Raw genomic sequence first — 20,302 nt, 5'->3', positions numbered from 1 at the left:
AGAGGGAACGGGTGCAAGTAAGAGTTTACGCCGTAAGAACGGAGACCGGATGGCATACGGGGATGACGTTGGACTGGCGCGTAGATGCAGGCTACTGGCTGTCGGAGGGCGGAGGGAAGCGAAGAGGAATGAAGCTGGTCGTGCTCCAGCCTGCTCTGCCGATATTTATCGGGTTGGCGATGCTGGAGGACTTCGCCGAGTGCGAGGAGATGGATCAGTGGGGGAAGCGGAGGTGGACGAAATATTACCGCGATGCGCTGAATAGCTATCGTGAATTATTGTACCTGTTCACCGATTCCGATCGCCATGGGGAGGAGGAATGGTTCACGGTGATGATCTTGGAAGCGCCGGATACAGAACCGAATGCGCAGGCGGTCAAGGAATGTCGGCAGGAGGCGTATCGGGTGGCGGAAAGCGCGGCAGTATATCGGATCGAAGAGAGAGTCACCCGGCGGGCGCCCGCTCTTGATCGGCTGCCTGAAGCGGGGGGCGCGCTGCGCGCTTCGCTGCAAGCGGATGCATGGCAGTTGGCTGAAGCGCTGCAGGGCAGGCTCGTCTCGGACGAAGAGCTTGTATCCCTGATGGAAGAAAAGGGCTGGCACGGATGGATTCCGCTCAGGCATACATTCGTTCAACTGGGCTGCCTCCATGGCTGGCTGGAGGTACGTGCAGGCATTATGCCGGTGGAGGAAGAGGGCAAGCGATGGGCAAGCAAGGCGATGTCCCGCTGGCGAACGGCTTCTGCCGCGGTGTACCGGTGCAACCGCTGCGGCAGCACGGAGGATATGACGGTATCCGCCTGCTCTTCCTGCGGCAGCATGGAATGCCGGACGTGCACGCACTGTCTGAACCTGGGACGCATTCGCTCCTGTTCGCTGCTCGTAGCAGGATCTTCCCTCCGCCCGCCGGCGGCAGCGTCCGGGACAGCGGCCCGAGAAGAAGATCTCGGACCGCGTCTCCCGAAATGGGGGCTGGCCCCGGCACAGGAGGCTGCCAGTACGGATGCCCTGCGGTATATCGCTTCGGTGCGGCGGGAGATAGATGTCCGACGTTCTCATGGTTCGGGACAACCCGTGACGGGTTCCTTTCTGCTCTGGGCCGTGACCGGGGCGGGGAAAACCGAGATGATCTTTCCGCTGATCGAGGATGCGCTCCTGCATGGCGGGTTGGCGCTCGTGGCGACGCCGCGGCGGGATGTGGTGCTGGAGCTGAAGCCGCGGATCGAGAAGGCTTTCCCGAACGAGCGGGTCGTGACGCTGTATGGCGGCAGTCCCGACCGTTGGGGCGAGGGCAGAATTACCCTGGCGACGACCCATCAATTGCTGCGGTTCGACCGGGCATTCGATCTCGTTATTATTGATGAACTGGATGCGTTTCCTTATCACAATGATCCCATGCTCCATCGCGCGGCAGAGCGAGTTTGTCGCCGAGGGGGCGTTTTTGTGTTTCTGTCGGCCACCCCGCCGGAAGCGATGCAGCGTCAAGTGCGGCGCGGGACGCTGCGGCATGCCCGGGTGCCGGTGCGGTATCATCGGCATCCGCTGCCGGTTCCGGTACGGGTCGCGATGCCGGGCGTAGCGACGTGTCTGGCGCGCGGGTCGCTCCCCGGGGGCCTGATCCGCCGTATGGCGGAATCGGTTGAGCGGGGAGCGCAGGTATTCATCTTCATCACCCGCATCCGTCAGGTGGAAGGTGTCGTGCGGCTGCTGCAGCGGCAATTTCCGGAGATTCGGGTGGAGGGGACCTCCGCGGCGGATGAGCAGCGCGGAGATCGGGTGCTCCGCTTCCGGGAGCGGGACATTCGGATGTTGGTTACGACGACGATTTTGGAGCGGGGCGTTACGGTTCCGAAGAGTGATGTGTACATTCTCGATGCGGATGACAAGCTGTTCGATGAAGCATCGCTCGTCCAGATGGCGGGCCGGGCCGGACGTTCGAAGGATGATCCGGCAGGCACGGTCGTCTTCGGTTCCCGTCAATGGAATCGGGCGCAGCGCAGGGCGGTGCGGCAGATTCGCGAGATGAACCGGCTGGCGAGGAGGCATGGTTATTTGCTGCCCGCTTATACTGGAAGGAGATGGCGAAGTGGCTGAACCGGCAGCGAAGGGACATTGGTTTGAACGGAAGCTGCAGCAGGTGTTGCGGCCGCAATCGGTTCCGTGCAAGGTATGCGGCCAGGCGATGGGGGCGTTAGCATCTGATTTTCAGAAGGAGAGAAGAGAAGCAGCGTTAACGGAGGAACTATGCGGCAGATGCTTAAAGGATATCCCTTGGATTCAATGGATCGGATGCATCTCATGCGGACGGGGCATTCGCTGTCCTGACTGTGTTCGCGATCCGTTAGCTTCTCACGGCTTGTCTGCCAATCGAAGCGTAGTCCAATATAATGAAGCGATGAAGCAATGGCTGGCGGAATATAAGTTCCGGGGAAATCTCCGATACGAGCCGATTATGGCGGCGATGATGACGGCATCCTATTCGATGCTGTTTCGCTCCGTGTATCCTGTCGAGGCTGGGAAAGATAATTCGACCGTGCAAAGATTGAGGAACTGGCTGTGGGGAACTCCATTGGAAGAGATGCTGCCCGATCTCGTCACTTATGTGCCGTCGACGGCTTTGCGGCTGCAGGCGCGCGGGTTCAACCAGGCGGAACGGTTGGCCCGTCTGCTGGGCCAGGCTTGGAGCCGTCCGGTCGTGGCTCTGCTTGACCGGAAGCAGGATGGGGAGAAGCAGAGCAAGCAGGAGCGTAAGGCTAGAGAGCGGAGCGCGGCCGAAGCCTTTGCGTTGAACAAGCATGCCCCGGCCGTGGCCGCCCAAGCGTTATCTTCGGCTTTAGCCGGTGTGATTAAGCGGCGGGGACATATCCGCATTCTCATCATTGATGACGTGTATACGACTGGCAGCACGTTACGCGCTTGTGCCCGTCAGCTCTCGCGGCTGAACGACGCCTTTTCTATCCCGGTGAAGACAGTCAGCTATACGTGGGCGAGAGCCTGAATGTTAAAAGGTTGTTCTTCACTGGATTCCCCTGTTTGAACACGTATGAATTAGTAAAAATCCTCTCGTTTTCTGTCGATGAATAAGTTATGATGAATACAACGGCATATAAGGGGGCGAGAAGATGGAATTGAGCAATTGTCCGCGCTGCGGCAGGCTGTTCGCCAAGGCATTCAGGGACATCTGCCCTGCATGTCTGAAGGAGATTGAACAGGAGTATGAACGGTGCGTGGCTTATTTGCGCGAGCAGCGGCATGCGACGCTGCATGAGCTGAGCGAAGAGACGAAGGTCAGCCCGCGCCAGATTACGCAGTTCATCCGGGAAGGACGCATTTCAATATACCAGGCTCCGAATTTGACATATGATTGCGAAGTGTGCGGCAACCCGATACGGGAAGGGCATATGTGCGAATCATGCCGGAACAGGCTGGTTCGACAAATACAGGAAGCGGGCATTGCGAAGGAGCCGGACAAGGGAGAAGCGCCCTCCGGAACAAGGGCGTACCAGGCTTTTGAACCGTCCCGCGACAAATAGCCCGAGGCATGAACTTCTTTTGACAAGAACTAAATTTTCCTTGACACGGAACCGATAATCTTAGTAAAGGTTATCGGTTTTGTCTATGTATACGGATATGCCTTACAATAGAAGGAAACAAGTTGGAATGAGGACGGGATGCGAGCTGGATGAACGGCCGTATGCCGTGTGAAACGAGGTGTAATGATGAAGATTAATGAAACGCAGCGCGTCGGAGCGATCCAATATTATCAGAAGCAGCAGTCGGCCGGGAGAGTCTCTCAGAAATCATCCCGCAAGGATGAACTGACGATATCGACCGAAGCGAAGGAAATGCTGGATGCGCAAAACCGGGTAAACAATCCGGCCCGCCAGGAGCGCATTGCCGAACTGAAGCAGGCCGTACAGACAGGGACGTATCATGTCGCGGCCGACAAGATTGCGGAGAAGCTGCTTCCCCTGTTTCGCAAAGAAACTGAATGAGCGGAGGAACGAATGTGAGCGCAGCGCCAATTGTGGAATTATTGAACCGCATGGAGGATATTTATTCAGAGCTGGTGCGTATCGGGGAAGCCAAGACGCAGGTAATTATTCAGAATGACATCGATAACTTGGTCAAGCTGTCCCAGCAGGAATCGAAATGCTTGAAGCAGCTAGCTTCCCTGGAACAGGAGCGGGAAGGGGCTGTGCAGTCGTTCCTGCAATCGAAGGGGATCAAATCGCAGTTGAAGCTTACGGTGACCGAGATTACGAAGCTGATTTTCGATGCCAATGAGCGGCAAGAGATGCTCGCCGTGCAAGAACGTATCCGGACGGTGCTGGAAAAGTTGAAATTTATCAATGACCATAACCAGACGCTCATTCAGCAGTCCATTCATTTTATCGAATATCAGCTTAATTTGCATATAGATTATTCTGAACAAGACATGCTGTACCGCCGCCCGGAGCAAGCTGCTCCCCAATATAGCAGACCCGGCATGATGGATACGCGTGCATAAACGGATGAAGGAAGGGAACGAACGAAGATGAGATCAACCTTTCACGGATTGGAGACGAGCAAGCGCTCCTTGTTCGTCCAATCGACCATGATGCAGACTTTGGGACATAACATCGCCAATGCTTCCACGGACGGTTATACGCGGCAGCGGGTGAATGCTTCTGCGACCCGGCCGCTGGCGATGCCCGGAATGTACAACAGCGTAGCTCCGGGGCAGTTGGGTACCGGGGTGCAGTATGACAGTATTACCCGTATCCGCGACAGCTTCCTCGACCTTCAATTCCGGAGAGAGAACCAGACGCTTGGCTCGTGGAGCATTGTCGATAATACGATCCGTTCGATTGAAGGCTTTTTCAATGAACCGTCGGATAATGGCTTGCGCAGCGTCATGGATAAGTTCTGGAACTCCTGGGAAGTCCTCAATCGCGACCCCTCTCTGCTCAGTGCGCGCGTCGAAGTGGTCGGTGCGGCCTCTAACTTCACCAATATGCTGAAGCATATCGATGAGTCGCTGACCAAGCTGGAGAACGATATTCAGTCCAGCATCAACATCAAAGTGAATGAAGCAAACGATATTATCGCAAATATAGCAAGCTTGACGGATACGATTAAGCGCGTAGAAGGCATGGGGGATAACGCCAACGATTTCCGGGATCAGCGCGACTTGTTGATTGACAAGCTCTCCACCATCATCGATGTGCAGGTGACCGATGGAGAGGGAGGAGATATCACCATTCTGTCGGGCGGTGTTACGGTCGTCGAGAATGGAGAGTCGACGCCGATTACGGCGGATGTAGCCGCCACGGCAGGACAACTCCATGGCTACGCGCAATCGCTTGCCGAAGTCGAGCGGGTGCGCGACCAAGCGAATGCGATGGTTAGAACAATGGTAACCGGATCGGTAGATGTCGAGCTGGCAGCTGGCTATGTGGCTGCTTCGCCGCTTATTGCCAAGAGCGCCGTAGAGCTGGAGAACGGGACGACAATCCCGGCAGGCGGCACGATTCCGCAAGGCTCCATCTTGAAGGGACCCGCTACGGTGCAAGTGAACGGGTTTAACGGCTTGCACAGCCTGGGTTATACGTTGTCAGACCCTGCCAAGTCGGGCATTCCATTCTTCACGACGACCGACGGCGGCGAATTCTCCATCAGCAATATCCAGGTCAATGTCGATATCGTGAATAACGTTAGTAATATCGCGGCTTCCGGACGTTATGACACCGTGAACGGGCAGAACATTACGGTTAAGGGGAACAGCGTTATCGCGCATGCCTTGGCTTCACTCCGCGACAAATCATTCAATTATCCGGCCGATATGACATCGTTGTCCACCGGCTCGGTAGATGATTATTACCGCGCGATTATGGGCGACCTGGGAACGCGGGCAACGAATGCGGAGCGAAATGTCAAAGTGCAGAGCGATATGGTCGATTCCGTGCAATTCCGCCGGCAATCGGTGAGCGGCGTGTCGCTGGACGAGGAGATGGCGGACATGATTCGATTCCAGCATGCCTACAATGCAGCGGCGCGGAACATGACGACGGTCGACGAGATGCTGGACCGAGTCATTAATCAGATGGGTATCGTTGGACGCTAACGTTTTAATAAAGGAAACGGGGTATTAAAGGAGGAACAAGGATGCGCGTAACGAGTGCAATGCAAAATACGCAGCTGCTTCGGAATATGCGATATATGAACAGCAATGCGATTGAGCTGAATAATAAACTGTCTTCCGGTCAGCGGATTCATCGCCCGGGCGATGATCCGGTCGGGATCGGCTATCAGATGCGGTATGATAGCGAGTTGAACCGCAATGATGAATTTACCGCCAATGCGCACATGGGATCGGGCATGCTGCGAACCATGGATTCCTTGATGCAGCAGGCGAGTGATGTGTTGAAACGGGTTCGTACGCTGGTGCAGCAGGCATCGACCGGGACAACGCCGGATGATGCCCGTCAAGCGAATGCAGCGGAGCTAAAGCAGCTCAAGGAGCAGCTTGTCATGATCGGCAACAGCTCCTATAATGGGCGCTATCTGTTCAACGGCCAGAAGACGGATATTCCGCCTTATACGAGTGCGGGAGCGGCGACGGAAACAACGGATGAAGGGGTTTACCGCTTGAATGTAAGCCCTGCCGTTACGGTGCCGGTTAGTATTACGGGCGAATTGATCTTTGGCAAGGCGGTTGATACGACGAAACCGATCGATAAAGATAATGATAATGTGTTCCAACTGATGGACGATATGATCAAAGCGGCGGAGAATAATGACATTGACGGGCTGTTGAATGGATTGGACCGTATTGATGCCTCCTCCGACAGGATTAATACGCAGTGGTCTGAGATTGGGGCGCGCATGAATCGCTTCGAGCTGATGGAGAACCGTCTTGCGGACGATAAAGTCAGCCTTAAGACAGAGCGCGGCCAGGTCGCCGATGTCGATATGCCGGAGGCGATTATCGCCCTGAAGACGCAGGAAAACGTGATGCAGGCGGCCTTGGCAACCGGAGCGCGGATTATGCAGGTGTCGCTAATTGACTTTATTCGTTAAATAAGAAGGGCTGCAACACGATGAATATATCGGACACTATAAGGCAGATTCAATCGCATTCCTTCCGCTATGAGCCGGCTGAGCTAACGATTCGCCAGCGTCCCGTCGAGATGGAGGCGGATTGGCAGCCGGTATGGGACGAGCTGGGGCTGCAGCGTCCCTCTGTATTGCTCGAAGAGCGTGGCGAAGCCGCGTTGCAGGCATCCCTTCAAGGGACCGCCCAAAAAGCTCAGGAAGGCGATCGGCTTGGCAATATCGCCAAGTCGAAGACCACCTTCGGCCAGATCGCATTCGAACGCTATATGCAAAAAGGCCAAAAAGAAGTGCGGCTCTATGCGCTGCCCTCCCAGAGCGTAGCCATTGATGTTCGGGTTTACCCGCCGGAAATTGAAGTGCAAACGAAAGGTGTTGTTCGGGAATGACATCAACCAATGACTCAGTCTCATCTAATGTTACGATCCATAGTTCCAATTACGGGGCTCTTCATCCTGAACCTCATCAGATCTACGAGTTTGTCAGAGGCATGGTTGGGTTTCAATCGATTACCCGATACGCCTTAATGCCATACGACGACTCCGTCTTCTATATTCTCCATGCGGTGGATGAGGAACGAAGCTTTATCTTAATTCCGGCGGAATATGTTCAGAACTACAGCTTTCCTATCGACCGGGATACCGTGGAAGCTCTGGGAGTTCAAGCGCCGGAAGAAGTCGTGACGATGCTTGTCGTTAATATCATTGACGATGCAATTAGCGTGAATTTACGAGCTCCCGTCCTCTTCTCACCGAAGAGGCAGAAGGCATGTCAGTATATCATCACAGACTCTAATCTCCCTGTCCGGCATTTTCTTCAAGGAAGGGGAGAATAGGATGCTGGTGCTGAAGCGAAAAATCGGCGAGACCGTCATGATCGGCGATGAGATTGAAGTTCGGGTGCTTGGCGTGGAAGGAGAGTATGTGAAGCTTGGCTTTGTTGCCCCGAAAAATGTGCAAATCATGCGGAAGGAATTGTATGAGAGCATTGTGGAAGAGAATACCTCCGCTGTCGAGACCACTAAGGGAGCCAATGAAAAACAAGATATCAATATGATTGAGATTTTGAAAAAGTTTAAGAAATGAAAAGTATGCCGACTGGCAGACTCAACGCAAGGAAAATATCCGTGCTGAAATAGTGAGGTGGATATGGATGAGCAGCATTCATCGTACTGACACCGCGGGGATTGACTTACAGGTTCATCGGTCGACGATCCAATCCTTGAAAAATGTGCTCGGCAAAGAAATGCCGGGGGAATCACCTTCTTCTCAAGCTGGAACCACCTTGGATTACATAAATATGAGCATCGAAGACAAGCAGGATCTTCAAAAAAAGGTAGAGGAGTTGAATGAATCGATTGCCAGCTCCGGCAAAGAGATTCACTTCAAGTACCACGATGACGCCAAGGAATTATATGTCGAAGTAATCGATAAGAAAACGAAGGAAGTTATAGCAAGTTTGCCTCCGGAATTTTTAATAGAACTGTCGGTCAAAATGAAAGAGCTCATTGGCTTGTTTTTGGATAAAAAAATATAAAGAAAGGCGGTAGGAACAATGGGGTTTAGTATTGGCGGGCTTGCTTCCGGATTGGATACCGGGATGATGATTGAAAAATTAATGATGTTGGAGAGAATCCCATATAACAATCTCGAACAAAAGAAAAAGGATTTTTCAGGATTTCAGTCCTATTTCCGCAACTTAAATACCAAATTGTCTACATTACGCGACAAAGCTGCTGATTTAACCTTGAACGCGAACTTCAAGCTAACATCAACCAAAAGTTCGGATGAGCAAGCCGTAAAGGCGGTTGGCTCAGATAATGCTGTAACTGGGAACTATCAGGTAACCGTAGATAAGCTCGCAAAGTCGCACGTTATTAAGGCGAATGAGTTCAATTCAACAGATGATTCCTCTTCTCTTGAAAACCAAACGATTTCTTTTCGTCAGCCAGATGGGACTGAAGTTACGGTTACGTTGAAAGGCAAAACATATGGAGAAATGCTCGAAAATCTCAAAAATGATATCAATAAAAATAGTAAAACCGTATCTGCTTCGTTGGTAGAGACATCTCCAGGAAAGAAGACATTAGTATTAACTTCGGTGAAAACTGGAGTCGAAAATGCGTTCCATCAAGGGAGCGGAGGGTCATCCGGAATCGGGATCACAGGAAGCGGCAACATTTTAAATGATCTAGGACTATTATCCGGCGGCAATTTCCAGGAGGTTCAAGCTGCACAGAATGCAGAACTGAAGGTAAATGGGTTGTCCGTTACTAGTTCATCTAACGAGGTTAAGGGCGTCATTGATGGCGTGACCTTGCAGCTTCAAAAAGAATCTTCTTCCGCTATGATCACGGTTGGGCAAGACTCTGACAAGGTCCTTGAGAAGGTCAAAGGATTCGTGGATGCATTTAACGAAGTTCGCAAGCTGATTCGGGATGGCATGGCCAAGCCAGAAGAAAAACCAAAGGATGATAAAACACCCTACCGAAAAACAACGCTTCAGGGCGATTCGACCTTGCGCCAATTGGACATGGAACTAGGCAGTTGGATGTCAAGCAATATTGCGGGCTTGGGTACATTGGCTGACCTTGGTATCGAAATCGATAAGGATAAAAAAGGGGCCGATATGACGGGGCAGATCGTCTTTGATGAGAAGAAGTTTAAAGAAGCCCTGGAACGTGATCCGGAAAAAGTAATAGCTATGTTTAATGCAGATGAGACTGACGGTGCAGGTAAGAAGAAGCAAGGGATTGCTATCATATTGAGTGAAGAGCTTCGCACTTGGACAAGCAAGGCTAACGGAATTTTACAATCCCGCGTGAATGGCTATGATTCTGAAATTTCTTTTATCACGGAATCAATGACCAAAATGGAAGACCGTCTCACATTGAAAGAACAGCAATTAAAGAGACAGTTTACGGCGATGGAAGTTGCTCTTGGCAAATTAAAAAATGAACAATCTTGGTTGAGCAGTCAAATCAAAGGTTTGTCGCAGCAGAGCTAGCAGGTTAAGGGGATGAACAGATGTACACGAATATGACCGCCGGTTATCAAGCTTACCAAAAAAATAAATATGAAACAGCTTCCCCGCATAAATTGATCCTTATGCTGTACTATGGGGCGCTAAAGTATATGAATCAGGCGGAAACTGCGCTCGCAGAAGGCAATCCCTTGTTGGCTCACCAGCATATTCTGAAGGTACAGGATATCATCTATGAGTTGATTGCTTGCTTGAACGAACGCGAAGGCGGCGAAGTTGCCCAAAATCTTAAAAGCTTGTATTTGTATGTGATCGACCAATTGGTTCAAGCTAATATCCAAAAATCAGAGCAGCCGCTAGCGGAAGCCAAAGAAGTGATTCAATCAATCAAAGACGCGTGGGAAACGATCGGCAAAGATGTTACGGCAGGTCAAAATTATGGATAAGACTCGAACAAGACTTGATATATACGATGAAATGATCGATTTATGCGAACAATATATCCTTGAGCTAAAGGAGCGAGAATGGCAGGATTCGACTTTCCTTCAATTTGTGGAAAAGTGGGATCAACTGAAGGAATCTGTCGCGTCTTCTGATGCAGGAAGGCTTACTAAGGAAGAAAGAAGTCAGGAAGCTATACGTTGTCAAACGCTTCAGGTTCTGTACCAATCCATAATTGATCGCATAGAAAGACAAATAAGTCAACTAGGCTCCAAAGTCCAAGGCGTACGTCAAAGCAAGACGATTATGAATGCATACCAAGGTATGGGGAGAACGGATCAGATCGCCTACTATTTTGATGAAAAAAAATAAAAAAATATTCTGCTGCTATAAAAAATGCATGAGCATTAATCGATATATATAATAGGCCGCAAGGATGTGGCCTAATAATATCATGGAGGATGATTAAGAATGTCGATGTTTATTAACACGAACGTAGGCGCGATCAATGCGCACCGCAACCTGGGCATGAACAACACAGCAATGAGCAAGACAATGGAGAAATTGTCTTCCGGCTTCCGCATCAACCGTGCGGCAGACGATGCAGCAGGTCTCGCTATCTCCGAAAAAATGCGTTTCCAAATTGGCGGTATGAACCAAGCAATGCGCAATGCGCAAGACGGTATCTCCCTCATTCAAACGGCTGAAGGTGCTTTGACTGAAGTACACTCCATGCTCCAACGTCTGAACACGTTGGCTAACCAATCCGCTACAGGTACTTATGACGATAAAGACCGTGTGAACACGCAAAAAGAAGTGGATGCGCTTCTTGCGGAAATTGATAACATTGCAAAATCCACCCAATTTAACGGTATCGATTTACTAAGTAAAGATGAATTAGTGACATTCCAGATCGGTGTTACCAAAGATAATGTTCTCCAAGCTGCCCTTAAGCAGATGGATGCTGCGGCGCTTCAGATCAGTGGTCTCAAGATCGATACGCAGGCAGACGCAAGTGCAGCTTTAGAAAAAATTGAAACTGCTATTAATATAGTATCTGAGCAACGCGCGTCCTTCGGTGCAGTTCAAAACCGTCTGGAACACACAATCAATAATTTGGGTGTAACCGCAGAGAACCTGTCTGCTTCTGAGTCTCGTATCCGCAATGCTGATATGGCGAAAGAAATGACAGATTTCACTCGCAACCAAATCCTGGTTCAAGCTGGTACAGCTATGCTGGCGCAAGCAAACTCTGCGCCGCAAAGCGTTCTGAAGTTGTTGGGCTAATTCATTTCTTGTATAAGAACCTCGCTTATTTTAAGCGAGGTTTTTTCTAATTAAATAGCGCCGTCCAGCACATTACGGATAAAATGCTTCTGGCATTGCTGCCATGTACCCCTGAAAATGCTGACGGATCGCATGCACAAGTCCGCCATGCTGGTCAGAGACAATGTAATCCACGTCCCGTAACCCACGCTGCTTCAGTTCATGGAAGAAGGCTCCCCATGTCTTTTCCCATTCCGAGTCGCCGAGCATGTGCCCAAGCCCTTCTCGTGTTCCGTCGGTATTGACTCGTGTTGCGCTCAAAAGTCCACGAGAGCGCATACGACCGCTTCAAGTACATGGCACAGCACAAACGGAAACGGGCTGTCACCAAGGGGAAAAAAGTGGGTTCATGGGCAGATATGACGATGTTCAGCTTCCATCCCGTAAAGCATATAACGACGGGCGAAGGTGGAGTTCTTACAACTAGCAACGAAGCTCTTTATCGAAAACTTACGCTTTTCCGGAATCATGGCATGACTCGCAATGCAGAGGAATGGACACGTAATGATGGACCTTGGTACTATGAGATGCATGAACTTGGTGGGTGGCTTCCTGAATATTTTAAAGCGGGTCGCTGCGAAATTTTTGAATCACTACGTGAAGAAGGTATCGGAGTAAATGTGCACTATATTCCAGTGTAACAAGCAGCCGTACTATCAAAGGCTTGGCTATGACACGGCACTGTGTCCGAATGCGGAAACATACTATCGAACGGCCATGTCCATACCGATATTTCCTAAAATGAGCGAGGGAGATATTGAACAGTCATTTCAGTTAGTAAAAAGGTATATCACAGGTTTGTGAAATAATGACATTGAGGCTAGTCCGATTGATTTTTATGGTTTATTTTCGTTGACAACGCTTCCAGCCAGTGATATAGTCGGAATTGTGAAGGACAAATCTTCACGGCATTTGAAGATGAAGGGAATGTTATCGACATGCAAGGTAAAGTAAAATGGTTTAACGCTGAGAAAGGCTATGGCTTTATCGAGACTGCAGAAGGCAACGACGTATTCGTTCACTTCTCCGCTATCCAAGCGGAAGGCTTCAAGACTCTGGAAGAAGGTCAAGAAGTTGAGTTCGATATTGTGGAAGGCGCTCGCGGTCCACAAGCAGCTAACGTAATCAAACTGTAATTATACCGACGTGAGTCGAATTATATATGATTCCGCTTAGCTAGACGCAACCCCGGCAGGTGATGCCGGGGTTTTTTGTGTTTGTAAAAAATCCCCATTCGGGAATCTCCAAATACAATACACCGCGGAAGGAGGCTGAACATGAGCGGGAAGGATGAAACCTTGGAGTACTCCGCGCTGGATAACGAACCGTTAGCCGCGGCTATGGAGAAGAATGTGCAAAAGGTAAAGGAGACGCTGGGCGAAAGCGAAGACCGGACATACACCCCTTTTCCGACGATGTACAATACGGAAAGGCCCGACGTGGTAGCATCCGGGCTGATGGAAGGACGCGTAGCGATATTGGTCGACGGAACGCCTTTCGTTTTGTTGGTGCCTGCCTTGTTCATTCAATACTTCCAGGCTTCCGAAGATTATTATCAGCGCTCCGACTTCGGGTTGATTCGAATGCTGAGGATGTTGGCCTTCTTTATTGCTCTGCTGGGCCCGTCCCTATATATCGCCGTTACGACATTCCATCATGAGATGCTTCCTACGCCGCTCATGATCAGTATCGCGGCCGGGCGGGAAGGCATTCCCTTCCCCGCTTTTGTGGAAGCCTTGATTATGGAAACGATCTTCGAGATTTTGAGGGAGGCAGGCGTTCGCATGCCCCGGGCGATCGGGCAGGCCGTATCCATTGTCGGCGCGCTAGTGATTGGCCAGGCGGCGGTAGAGGCGGGGCTGGTATCGCCAGGGATGGTCATTGTCGTCGCGATAACCGCGATCTCGAACTTCTCCATTCCTGCATACAGTATGGGAATTGCCGTCAGAATCTTGAGGTATCCGCTGATGGGAATGGCGGCGATGGCGGGGTTGTATGGCATTTTTATCGGTCTCGGGATGATTATGGTCCACTTGTGCAGCCTGCGATCGTTCGGCGTGCCGTACATGACACCGTTCTCCCCGTTCAATCTGCGGGATCAGCAGGACAGCCTCTTCAGACTTCCGAAGGTCAGCCTCGCCCAACGCATACACCCAATCAATACGAAAAAGAAGCGCGATGGGGGCAGATAACCGTGATACATTCGGCATATATATGGCGCACTGCGGCGCTATGGCTTATCGCTGCGCTGGTCTTGACCGGGTGTTGGGACAGGAGAGAAGTCAACGATATGGTCATCGCGGTAGCAATGGGGGTTGACCAGGCGGAAGAGGGGTATATCGTCAGCGTTCAGGTGGTCGATCCGGCAGAAATCGCTTCGAGGAAGGGGAGCGGACGCGCTCCCGTTACGGTTTACAAGGAGCAGGGAAAAACGCTGTTCGATGCCGTTAGGAGGATGACGACAACGTCGGCGCGGAAAATCTACTTTTCCCATCTGAGAATGTTCCTGATCGGCGAAGAAGCGGCCAGACAGGGGATCGGCCATGCGATCGAATTCATTTCCCGGGATCATGAATTTCGAACCGACTTTTACATCGCCATTGCCAGGGAGATTAAGGCTGAGGAGATTTTGAAGGATTACCCGGCTATCGAAAAAATTCCTGCCGACAAAATGTTCTCCTCGCTGGAGATGTCAAGCAAATCGTGGGCGGCGACCGGGACGGTCAAGCTGGATGAGCTGATATCCGATATGATGACCGCAGGGAAAACGCCTGTCATTACAGGCATTCGATACCTTGGCGATCTAAAGGAAGGGAAGACGAGAAAAAATATACAGACAACGGAATCGCCGGCCCAATTAAAATATGAAGGAATGGCCATCTTTCGTAAAGATAAGCTTGTCGGTTGGCTAAATGAAGATGAGAGCAAAGGCTATAACTACATAAAGGGCCGCGTGAGGAGCACCGTGGGCGCGATCCCTTGTCCGGGCGAAGAAGGTATGCTGGTGTTGGAAAATATCAGAACAAAGAGCCGAATTTATGTAAATCGAGCCAGCCGTACGCCGAAAATCGATATCCATATCACGGCAATCGCTAATATAGGAGAAACGCACTGCAAGGATAATCTTGGAGATCCGGCCGTTATTCGCACTGTGGAAAAGATCGGGGAAAAGAGGCTGGCATTGGTTTTAGAGAAGACGCTAAAAAAGGCGCATGACATGAAAAGCGACTTTATCGGCCTGGGGGCTGCCCTTCATCGTTCCGCTCCCGGAGCATGGGCACGGTTGAAGTCGGATTGGCCAGAACGTATGTCTTCCGTCTCCGTATATTTTCATGTCGATGTGAAGCTAAGGACATCCGGGAAAATGAAAGGGACATTTCTTGAAAAAGTGAAAGAATGAGGTGCTTGTACCAAATGGGGCGAGTTGATGGTGAAGCCGATGAAAATCAATCTGCGTCAATGTAAAATACTGGTCATTCTCTTCACGGTCGGGACGACGATTCTGATTACGCCGGCTGGATTAGCCGCGGAAATCGGACAAGACGCCTGGATGGCTCCCATCGCGGCAATGGCCCCGGGTTTGCTGCTCGTCCTGCTTTATAACCGGATTCACCGTGCCGCTCCCGGAATGACGATCGTTGAAATAAGCGAGTCGCTGTTCGGCACATGGATCGGCAAAGGATTGGCGCTGCTGTTTATCCTGTTTTCCTTCTTTGGAGCCGCATTGGTGTTATTCGATGTCGGCAAGTTTATTATTACGGTTTTGATGCCGGAGACGCCGCTTCTGTTCGTCAATGCGTTGTTTGCTATTCTTCTCCTGTATGCGATCGGGAGCGGCTTTGGTACATTGGCCAGAATGGCGGAATTGCTGTTCCCTTGGTTTGCGCTTTGGTTTCTATTTATGGCGGCGCTGCTGATTCCGCAAATCGATGTTCGGAATGTCCAGCCGTTCCTGGAAGCGGGGCCGAAGGAACTGGCCCATTCGGTACTGGTCGTGTTGAGCCTGTCCTACATGCCCCTCGCGGTCTTCCTGATGATTCAGCCCGTCGAAGTCGACCTCCCGGATGCCAGGAAAGCCTCCCGAGCCTTCTCTGGGGCTGTTCTGATTGGTGGAGTTCTATCTAGTGTCGTCATGGCGTTAACCATCCTTGTGCTTGGCGCTAACGTCACTTCACTGCAAGAGTATCCCGTCTATTCTTTGGCGCAGAGAATAATAATCGGCAAATTTCTGGAACGGGTTGAAGCGATTGCGGCGGGTCTGTGGTTAATAACGACGTTTGTAAAAATGTCCCTCTACTTCTACGCATCGGTATCAGGGCTTGTTCGACTTGCCCGCCTTCCGAGCCATCGAGGCATATTGCTGCCCATGGTCGCGCTGTTAGTCGTTGTCTCGGTGAAGGTCTTTCCCAACTCGGCTTCAGAGCAGCAATTCACCGCCACAATCTGGATCGGCATCGTATTGACGGCGGGAGTGGTTATTCCTCTTCTACTGTTCATCGGACTGATGATCAAGCGCCGGACGCATGAGGAAAGGCAGTAACCCCACATCCGCCACAGAGCGTGCATATCGTCAACCGGCTGCTGGATGATTTCAAATCGGGCGCAAGGGACGCAGAGGATTTCTGGATCCGGATGAAAGACAAGTATGTGCTGATTCGGTATTTTGCGATTCGCGATGCGGATGGGCGCTATATGGGGACGTTGGAGTTTACCCAGAACATTGCGCCTCTTCAGGCTATCGAAGGTGAGAAACGTATTTATTCCGGATTATCATAGGTTCATGGGTGTGGCCGTTTCCCGGTTAAGGAGGGACGGCCTTTTCTATTTAATTAATGATATTAATAATGACGTTGCCATGGTCGGAAATAGCCACAAAAATCCAGATTCAAACGCGCTTCGGCCGGGTACATAGCTCATACATATTGTTAATGAATTGTAACCGTTTCACGTGGTTCCCGCTGGGCAGATATGGTATAATGAAGACATCAAAGGAGGAGTGTCCTATGAATTACAAAGTTCGAGGTCAACACATTGAAGTGACAGACGCGCTGCTCGATTATGTCGAGAAGAAATTAGGGCGGCTGGAACGGTATTTCGAAGCTCCCCCTACGTCAGATGTCAACGTGACGCTGAGCGTAATACGCGACCTGCATATCGTTGAAGTGACGATTCCTTTGCCGGGCTTGCTGCTGCGGGCGGAAGATCGAAGCAAGGATATGTACGCATCCATCGATTCCGTTACGGACAAGCTGGAACGGCAAATCCGCAAGCATAAGACCAAGGTCAATCGAAAGTTCCGTCAGACAGGTACCGATGCGCATCTGTTCAGCGATGCGGCAACGCCGGTACCGGTGGATGAGGAAGACCAGCTCGAAGTCGTACGGACGAAGCGGTTCACGCTGAAGCCGATGGACGTCGAAGAAGCGATTCTGCAGATGAATATGATTGGACATAGCTTTTTCGTCTTCTCGAACGCGGAGACGAAGGAAGTGAACGTAGTTTACCGCCGCAATGACGGGCGCTACGGCTTGATTGAACAAGGCTGATAACGGCTTGGCCGGCTCTGCTGCATTGCGATGTCAGAGTCTGCACCCAATACCCAAATTTGGACTGAGCCTATTTCCACAACGGAATGGGCTCTTTTCGCGTATATATTATAGTAAAGATGTTTAGTACACATTTTGCGGCATTACTTGAAAAGTTTCATATTGTTTGCGAAAGCGAGACATTCACTTATTCTGCAAGGCAGGACGGCCTGAATTGGCGGAAATGCGCGAATTCCTGCCCTGCCAAGGTTGCGGGCGCCTTTTGAAACTGTTACAATTTATTGCAAAACGAGTCAACGCCGCCATTCCCGAATCCACCCGCTCCGCGGGGGTGGGATGGACGAAGAAATCACGAACGGATTTGCGTGAAAGGGGTTTAGCATGCTAGGACTTGTGAAAAAGATATTCGGTGATGCCAACGAGCGCGAAGTGAAACGGTTGATGAAGACCGTGGACGTGATCAATGGCATGGAGCCGGAATTCGCGAAATTAACGGATGAACAACTGCGTGGGAAGACGGAGGAATTCCGCGCCCGTCTCGAGAAGGGCGACACGCTGGATCAATTGCTGCCTGAAGCGTTCGCTACCGTCCGCGAAGCGGGCAAGCGCGTGCTTAACAAGCGTCACTATGACGTGCAGCTGCTTGGCGGTATGGTGCTTCATGAAGGCAAAATCGCCGAAATGAAAACCGGGGAAGGGAAGACGCTGGTCGGGACCTTGCCCGTCTACTTGAACGCCCTCGCCGGCAAAGGCGTGCATGTTGTTACGGTCAACGACTATTTGGCCACGCGCGACAGCGAAGAGATGGGGCAAATTTATCAATTCCTCGGCATGACGGTCGGCTTGAATCTGGCCGGTATGGATCCTCTAATGAAGAAGGAAGCCTATGCCTGCGATATTACGTATGGGACCAATAATGAGTACGGCTTCGATTACTTGCGCGACAACATGGTGCTCTATAAGGAACAAATGGTTCAGCGCCCGCTGAACTTTGCCATTATTGATGAAGTGGATTCCATCCTGATCGACGAAGCGCGGACGCCGCTGATTATTTCCGGACAAGCCGCCAAGTCGACGGAGCTGTATCATATTGCGGATACATTCGTTAAGACGTTGAAGCCGGAAGAGGACTATACGATCGACGTCAAGACTCGTCAAGTGGCGCTTACGGAAGCCGGGGTATCCAAGGCGGAGAAGGTGCTAGGCGTCGACAACCTGTTCGATGTGAAAAACGTGACGCTGAACCACCACGTACTGCAGGCGCTTAAGGCGAACGCGATTATGCGCCGCGACGTCGACTATGTGGTGAATGACGGCGAGATCGTCATTGTCGATGAATTCACGGGCCGCATGATGGCGGGCCGCCGCTACAGCGATGGCCTCCATCAGGCGATTGAAGCGAAGGAAAAGCTGGAAGTGCAGAACGAGAGCATGACGCTCGCGACGATTACGTTCCAGAACTACTTCCGGATGTATCGCAAGCTGGCCGGCATGACCGGTACGGCGAAGACGGAGGAAGAAGAATTCAAGAGCATCTACGGCCTCGAGGTTATTCAGATTCCGACGAACAAGCCGAACCAGCGGAAAGATGCGCCGGATGTCGTCTACAAGACGGAGAACGCGAAGTACAACGCGGTCGTCGAAGAGATTGTGAAACGGCATCAGAAGCAGCAGCCGGTGCTTGTCGGTACGGTATCGATCGAGAACTCGGAGCTGCTGTCGGATAAGCTGCGCAAGAAGGGCATCAAGCATCAGGTCCTGAACGCGAAGTTCCATAGAGAGGAAGCCGAGATTATTTCCCGGGCGGGCGAGCCGGGTCAAGTTACCATTGCGACCAATATGGCTGGGCGCGGTACGGATATTATTCTCGGCGAAGGTGTGCCGGAGCTCGGCGGCCTGCATATTATCGGGACAGAACGCCATGAGAGCCGCCGGATCGACAACCAGCTTCGCGGCCGTGCCGGACGCCAGGGCGACCCGGGCTCGACGCAGTTCTATCTGTCGCTTGGGGACGAGCTGATGCGCCGCTTCGGCGCGGACAACGTGCTCGGCATGATGGAGCGCCTCGGCTTCGAAGAGGATCAACCGATCGAGTCGAAGCTGATTACGCGCGCGGTAGAATCGGCGCAGAAGCGGGTCGAAGGCAATAACTTCGACTTGCGCAAAGTCGTCCTTCAATATGACGACGTAATGAACCAGCAGCGCGAGATTATTTACCGCCAGCGCCGCGAGGTGCTGGAGGCGGAAAATATCCGCCAGATTGTCATGGATATGATCAAGCCTTGCATCGAGCGCACCGTCGACGCGCACTGCAACGAGGATGATATTCCGGAGAACTGGGAATTGCAGGAGATCGTCGATTATATGCACCGGACGATGCTGGATGAAGGTACGATTACGAAGGACGATCTGTGGGGCAAGGAGAAGGACGAGATCGTCGAGTTCCTGTTCGACAAGGTCGTGGCACAGTATACCGAGCGGGAAGAGCGTCTGGGAGAGGAACTTGTGCGCGAGTTCGAGAAGGTCGTCGTGCTTCGCGCGGTCGATTCCAAATGGATGGATCATATCGATGCGATGGATCATCTTCGCCAGGGCATCCACTTGCGAGCATACGGCGGTACCGATCCGCTGCGTGAATACCAGTTCGAGGGCTACGAGATGTTCAACAACATGGTCGCTTCCATTCAGGAAGAAGTGGCCCAATATATTATGAAGGCTCGTGTGGAACAGAACGTGGAACGCCAAGCCGTGGTGGACGAAAGCAAAATGTCGACAAACGCCGAGCCGGCGGTCAAGCGTCCGGTCGCCAAGGGCGAGACAATCGGCCGGAACGACCCTTGCCCTTGCGGCAGCGGCAAAAAATACAAGCAATGTCATGGCAAGCAAGGATAATGTGCCGTTCTATAGGCAGGT

The 20,302-nt window shown here is 51.6% G+C and carries 20 protein-coding genes and 4 pseudogenes; 23 read left to right on the top strand and 1 reads right to left on the bottom strand.

Annotated features, from left to right (window positions below):
* The first annotated feature begins 11 nt into the window (after nt 1-11).
* From ABD76_RS17760 to ABD76_RS17690, 15 genes are all read left to right on the top strand, one after another.
* Entirely contained in the window at nt 12-2,093 is a 2,082-nt protein-coding gene (locus tag ABD76_RS17760; RefSeq protein WP_197258542.1) for a helicase-related protein, read from the top strand.
* Nucleotides 2,086-2,997: a ComF family protein gene (locus tag ABD76_RS17755; RefSeq protein ID WP_197258541.1), complete on the top strand. Its 912-nt coding sequence runs from the start codon at nt 2,086-2,088 to the stop codon at nt 2,995-2,997. The genes ABD76_RS17760 and ABD76_RS17755 overlap by 8 nt, the downstream gene beginning before the upstream one ends.
* A 124-nt stretch (nt 2,998-3,121) precedes the next feature.
* Nucleotides 3,122-3,532, top strand: coding sequence for a TIGR03826 family flagellar region protein (locus ABD76_RS17750; protein WP_197258540.1), 411 nt, complete (start codon nt 3,122-3,124; stop codon nt 3,530-3,532).
* 186 nt (nt 3,533-3,718) lie between these two features.
* On the top strand, nt 3,719-3,994 hold the full coding sequence (gene flgM / locus ABD76_RS17745; RefSeq protein WP_197258539.1) for a flagellar biosynthesis anti-sigma factor FlgM: 276 nt from the start codon (nt 3,719-3,721) through the stop codon (nt 3,992-3,994).
* A gap of 14 nt (nt 3,995-4,008) precedes the next feature.
* Complete coding sequence (locus tag ABD76_RS17740) at nt 4,009-4,509, top strand: flagellar protein FlgN (protein WP_338125138.1); 501 nt, start codon at nt 4,009-4,011, stop codon at nt 4,507-4,509.
* A gap of 27 nt (nt 4,510-4,536) precedes the next feature.
* Complete coding sequence (gene flgK / locus ABD76_RS17735) at nt 4,537-6,105, top strand: flagellar hook-associated protein FlgK (protein ID WP_197258537.1); 1,569 nt, start codon at nt 4,537-4,539, stop codon at nt 6,103-6,105.
* Between the two features lie 41 nt (nt 6,106-6,146).
* Complete coding sequence (flgL, locus tag ABD76_RS17730) at nt 6,147-7,061, top strand: flagellar hook-associated protein FlgL (RefSeq protein ID WP_197258536.1); 915 nt, start codon at nt 6,147-6,149, stop codon at nt 7,059-7,061.
* Nucleotides 7,062-7,081: 20 nt separating this feature from the next.
* Complete coding sequence (locus tag ABD76_RS17725; RefSeq protein ID WP_197258535.1) at nt 7,082-7,483, top strand: DUF6470 family protein; 402 nt, start codon at nt 7,082-7,084, stop codon at nt 7,481-7,483.
* Complete coding sequence (gene fliW, locus ABD76_RS17720; protein ID WP_197258534.1) at nt 7,480-7,929, top strand: flagellar assembly protein FliW; 450 nt, start codon at nt 7,480-7,482, stop codon at nt 7,927-7,929. Before ABD76_RS17725 ends, fliW begins: the two co-directional genes overlap by 4 nt.
* A 1-nt stretch (nt 7,930) precedes the next feature.
* Nucleotides 7,931-8,179, top strand: coding sequence for a carbon storage regulator CsrA (gene csrA / locus ABD76_RS17715; RefSeq protein ID WP_197258533.1), 249 nt, complete (start codon nt 7,931-7,933; stop codon nt 8,177-8,179).
* Between the two features lie 67 nt (nt 8,180-8,246).
* Nucleotides 8,247-8,630, top strand: a complete 384-nt coding sequence (locus tag ABD76_RS17710; RefSeq protein WP_197258532.1) for a flagellar protein FlaG — start codon at nt 8,247-8,249, stop codon at nt 8,628-8,630.
* Nucleotides 8,631-8,648: 18 nt separating this feature from the next.
* Nucleotides 8,649-10,100 (top strand): flagellar filament capping protein FliD, encoded by a 1,452-nt coding sequence (gene fliD, locus ABD76_RS17705; protein ID WP_197258531.1) that lies wholly within the window; start codon nt 8,649-8,651, stop codon nt 10,098-10,100.
* A 20-nt stretch (nt 10,101-10,120) separates the two neighbouring features.
* Nucleotides 10,121-10,522 (top strand): flagellar export chaperone FliS, encoded by a 402-nt coding sequence (gene fliS, locus ABD76_RS17700; protein ID WP_197258530.1) that lies wholly within the window; start codon nt 10,121-10,123, stop codon nt 10,520-10,522.
* Nucleotides 10,515-10,889 carry a flagellar protein FliT gene (locus ABD76_RS17695; protein ID WP_197258529.1) on the top strand — a complete coding sequence of 125 codons (375 nt, stop codon included), beginning with the start codon at nt 10,515-10,517 and terminating at the stop codon, nt 10,887-10,889. The genes fliS and ABD76_RS17695 overlap by 8 nt, the downstream gene beginning before the upstream one ends.
* Nucleotides 10,890-10,988: 99 nt before the next feature.
* Entirely contained in the window at nt 10,989-11,804 is an 816-nt protein-coding gene (locus ABD76_RS17690; protein WP_275100825.1) for a flagellin N-terminal helical domain-containing protein, read from the top strand.
* Nucleotides 11,805-11,866: 62 nt separating this feature from the next.
* Here the strand turns inward: ABD76_RS17690 and ABD76_RS17685 are convergent.
* Nucleotides 11,867-12,178: pseudogene (locus ABD76_RS17685) on the bottom strand (transposase); the annotation flags it as partial.
* Between ABD76_RS17685 and ABD76_RS31425 the strand changes: the two are divergent.
* The 8 genes and pseudogenes from ABD76_RS31425 to secA form a co-directional block, all read left to right on the top strand.
* Nucleotides 12,164-12,647, top strand: a pseudogene (locus ABD76_RS31425) (DegT/DnrJ/EryC1/StrS family aminotransferase); the annotation flags it as partial. The pseudogenes ABD76_RS17685 and ABD76_RS31425 overlap by 15 nt on opposite strands.
* Before the next feature lie 134 nt (nt 12,648-12,781).
* Nucleotides 12,782-12,979: a cold shock domain-containing protein gene (locus tag ABD76_RS17675; protein ID WP_168179101.1), complete on the top strand. Its 198-nt coding sequence runs from the start codon at nt 12,782-12,784 to the stop codon at nt 12,977-12,979.
* A gap of 249 nt (nt 12,980-13,228) precedes the next feature.
* A pseudogene (locus tag ABD76_RS17670) lies at nt 13,229-14,035 on the top strand (spore germination protein); the annotation flags it as partial.
* A gap of 2 nt (nt 14,036-14,037) precedes the next feature.
* A complete protein-coding gene (locus ABD76_RS17665; protein ID WP_338125135.1) occupies nt 14,038-15,243 on the top strand; it encodes a Ger(x)C family spore germination protein in 1,206 nt (401 codons plus the stop codon).
* A 27-nt stretch (nt 15,244-15,270) separates the two neighbouring features.
* Entirely contained in the window at nt 15,271-16,383 is a 1,113-nt protein-coding gene (locus tag ABD76_RS17660; RefSeq protein WP_197258527.1) for a GerAB/ArcD/ProY family transporter, read from the top strand.
* A 5-nt stretch (nt 16,384-16,388) separates the two neighbouring features.
* Nucleotides 16,389-16,619, top strand: a pseudogene (locus ABD76_RS17655) (PAS domain-containing protein); the annotation flags it as partial.
* Between the two features lie 227 nt (nt 16,620-16,846).
* Entirely contained in the window at nt 16,847-17,389 is a 543-nt protein-coding gene (gene hpf / locus ABD76_RS17650) for a ribosome hibernation-promoting factor, HPF/YfiA family (RefSeq protein WP_197258526.1), read from the top strand.
* 381 nt (nt 17,390-17,770) lie between these two features.
* Entirely contained in the window at nt 17,771-20,281 is a 2,511-nt protein-coding gene (gene secA, locus ABD76_RS17645) for a preprotein translocase subunit SecA (protein WP_197258525.1), read from the top strand.
* The last annotated feature ends 21 nt before the right edge of the window (nt 20,282-20,302 follow it).

Origin of the sequence: Paenibacillus dendritiformis, from assembly GCF_015845845.1 — a bacterium.
GTDB lineage: Bacteria > Bacillota > Bacilli > Paenibacillales > Paenibacillaceae > Paenibacillus_B > Paenibacillus_B dendritiformis_C.
This window is presented reverse-complemented; position numbering and strand designations above follow the sequence as displayed.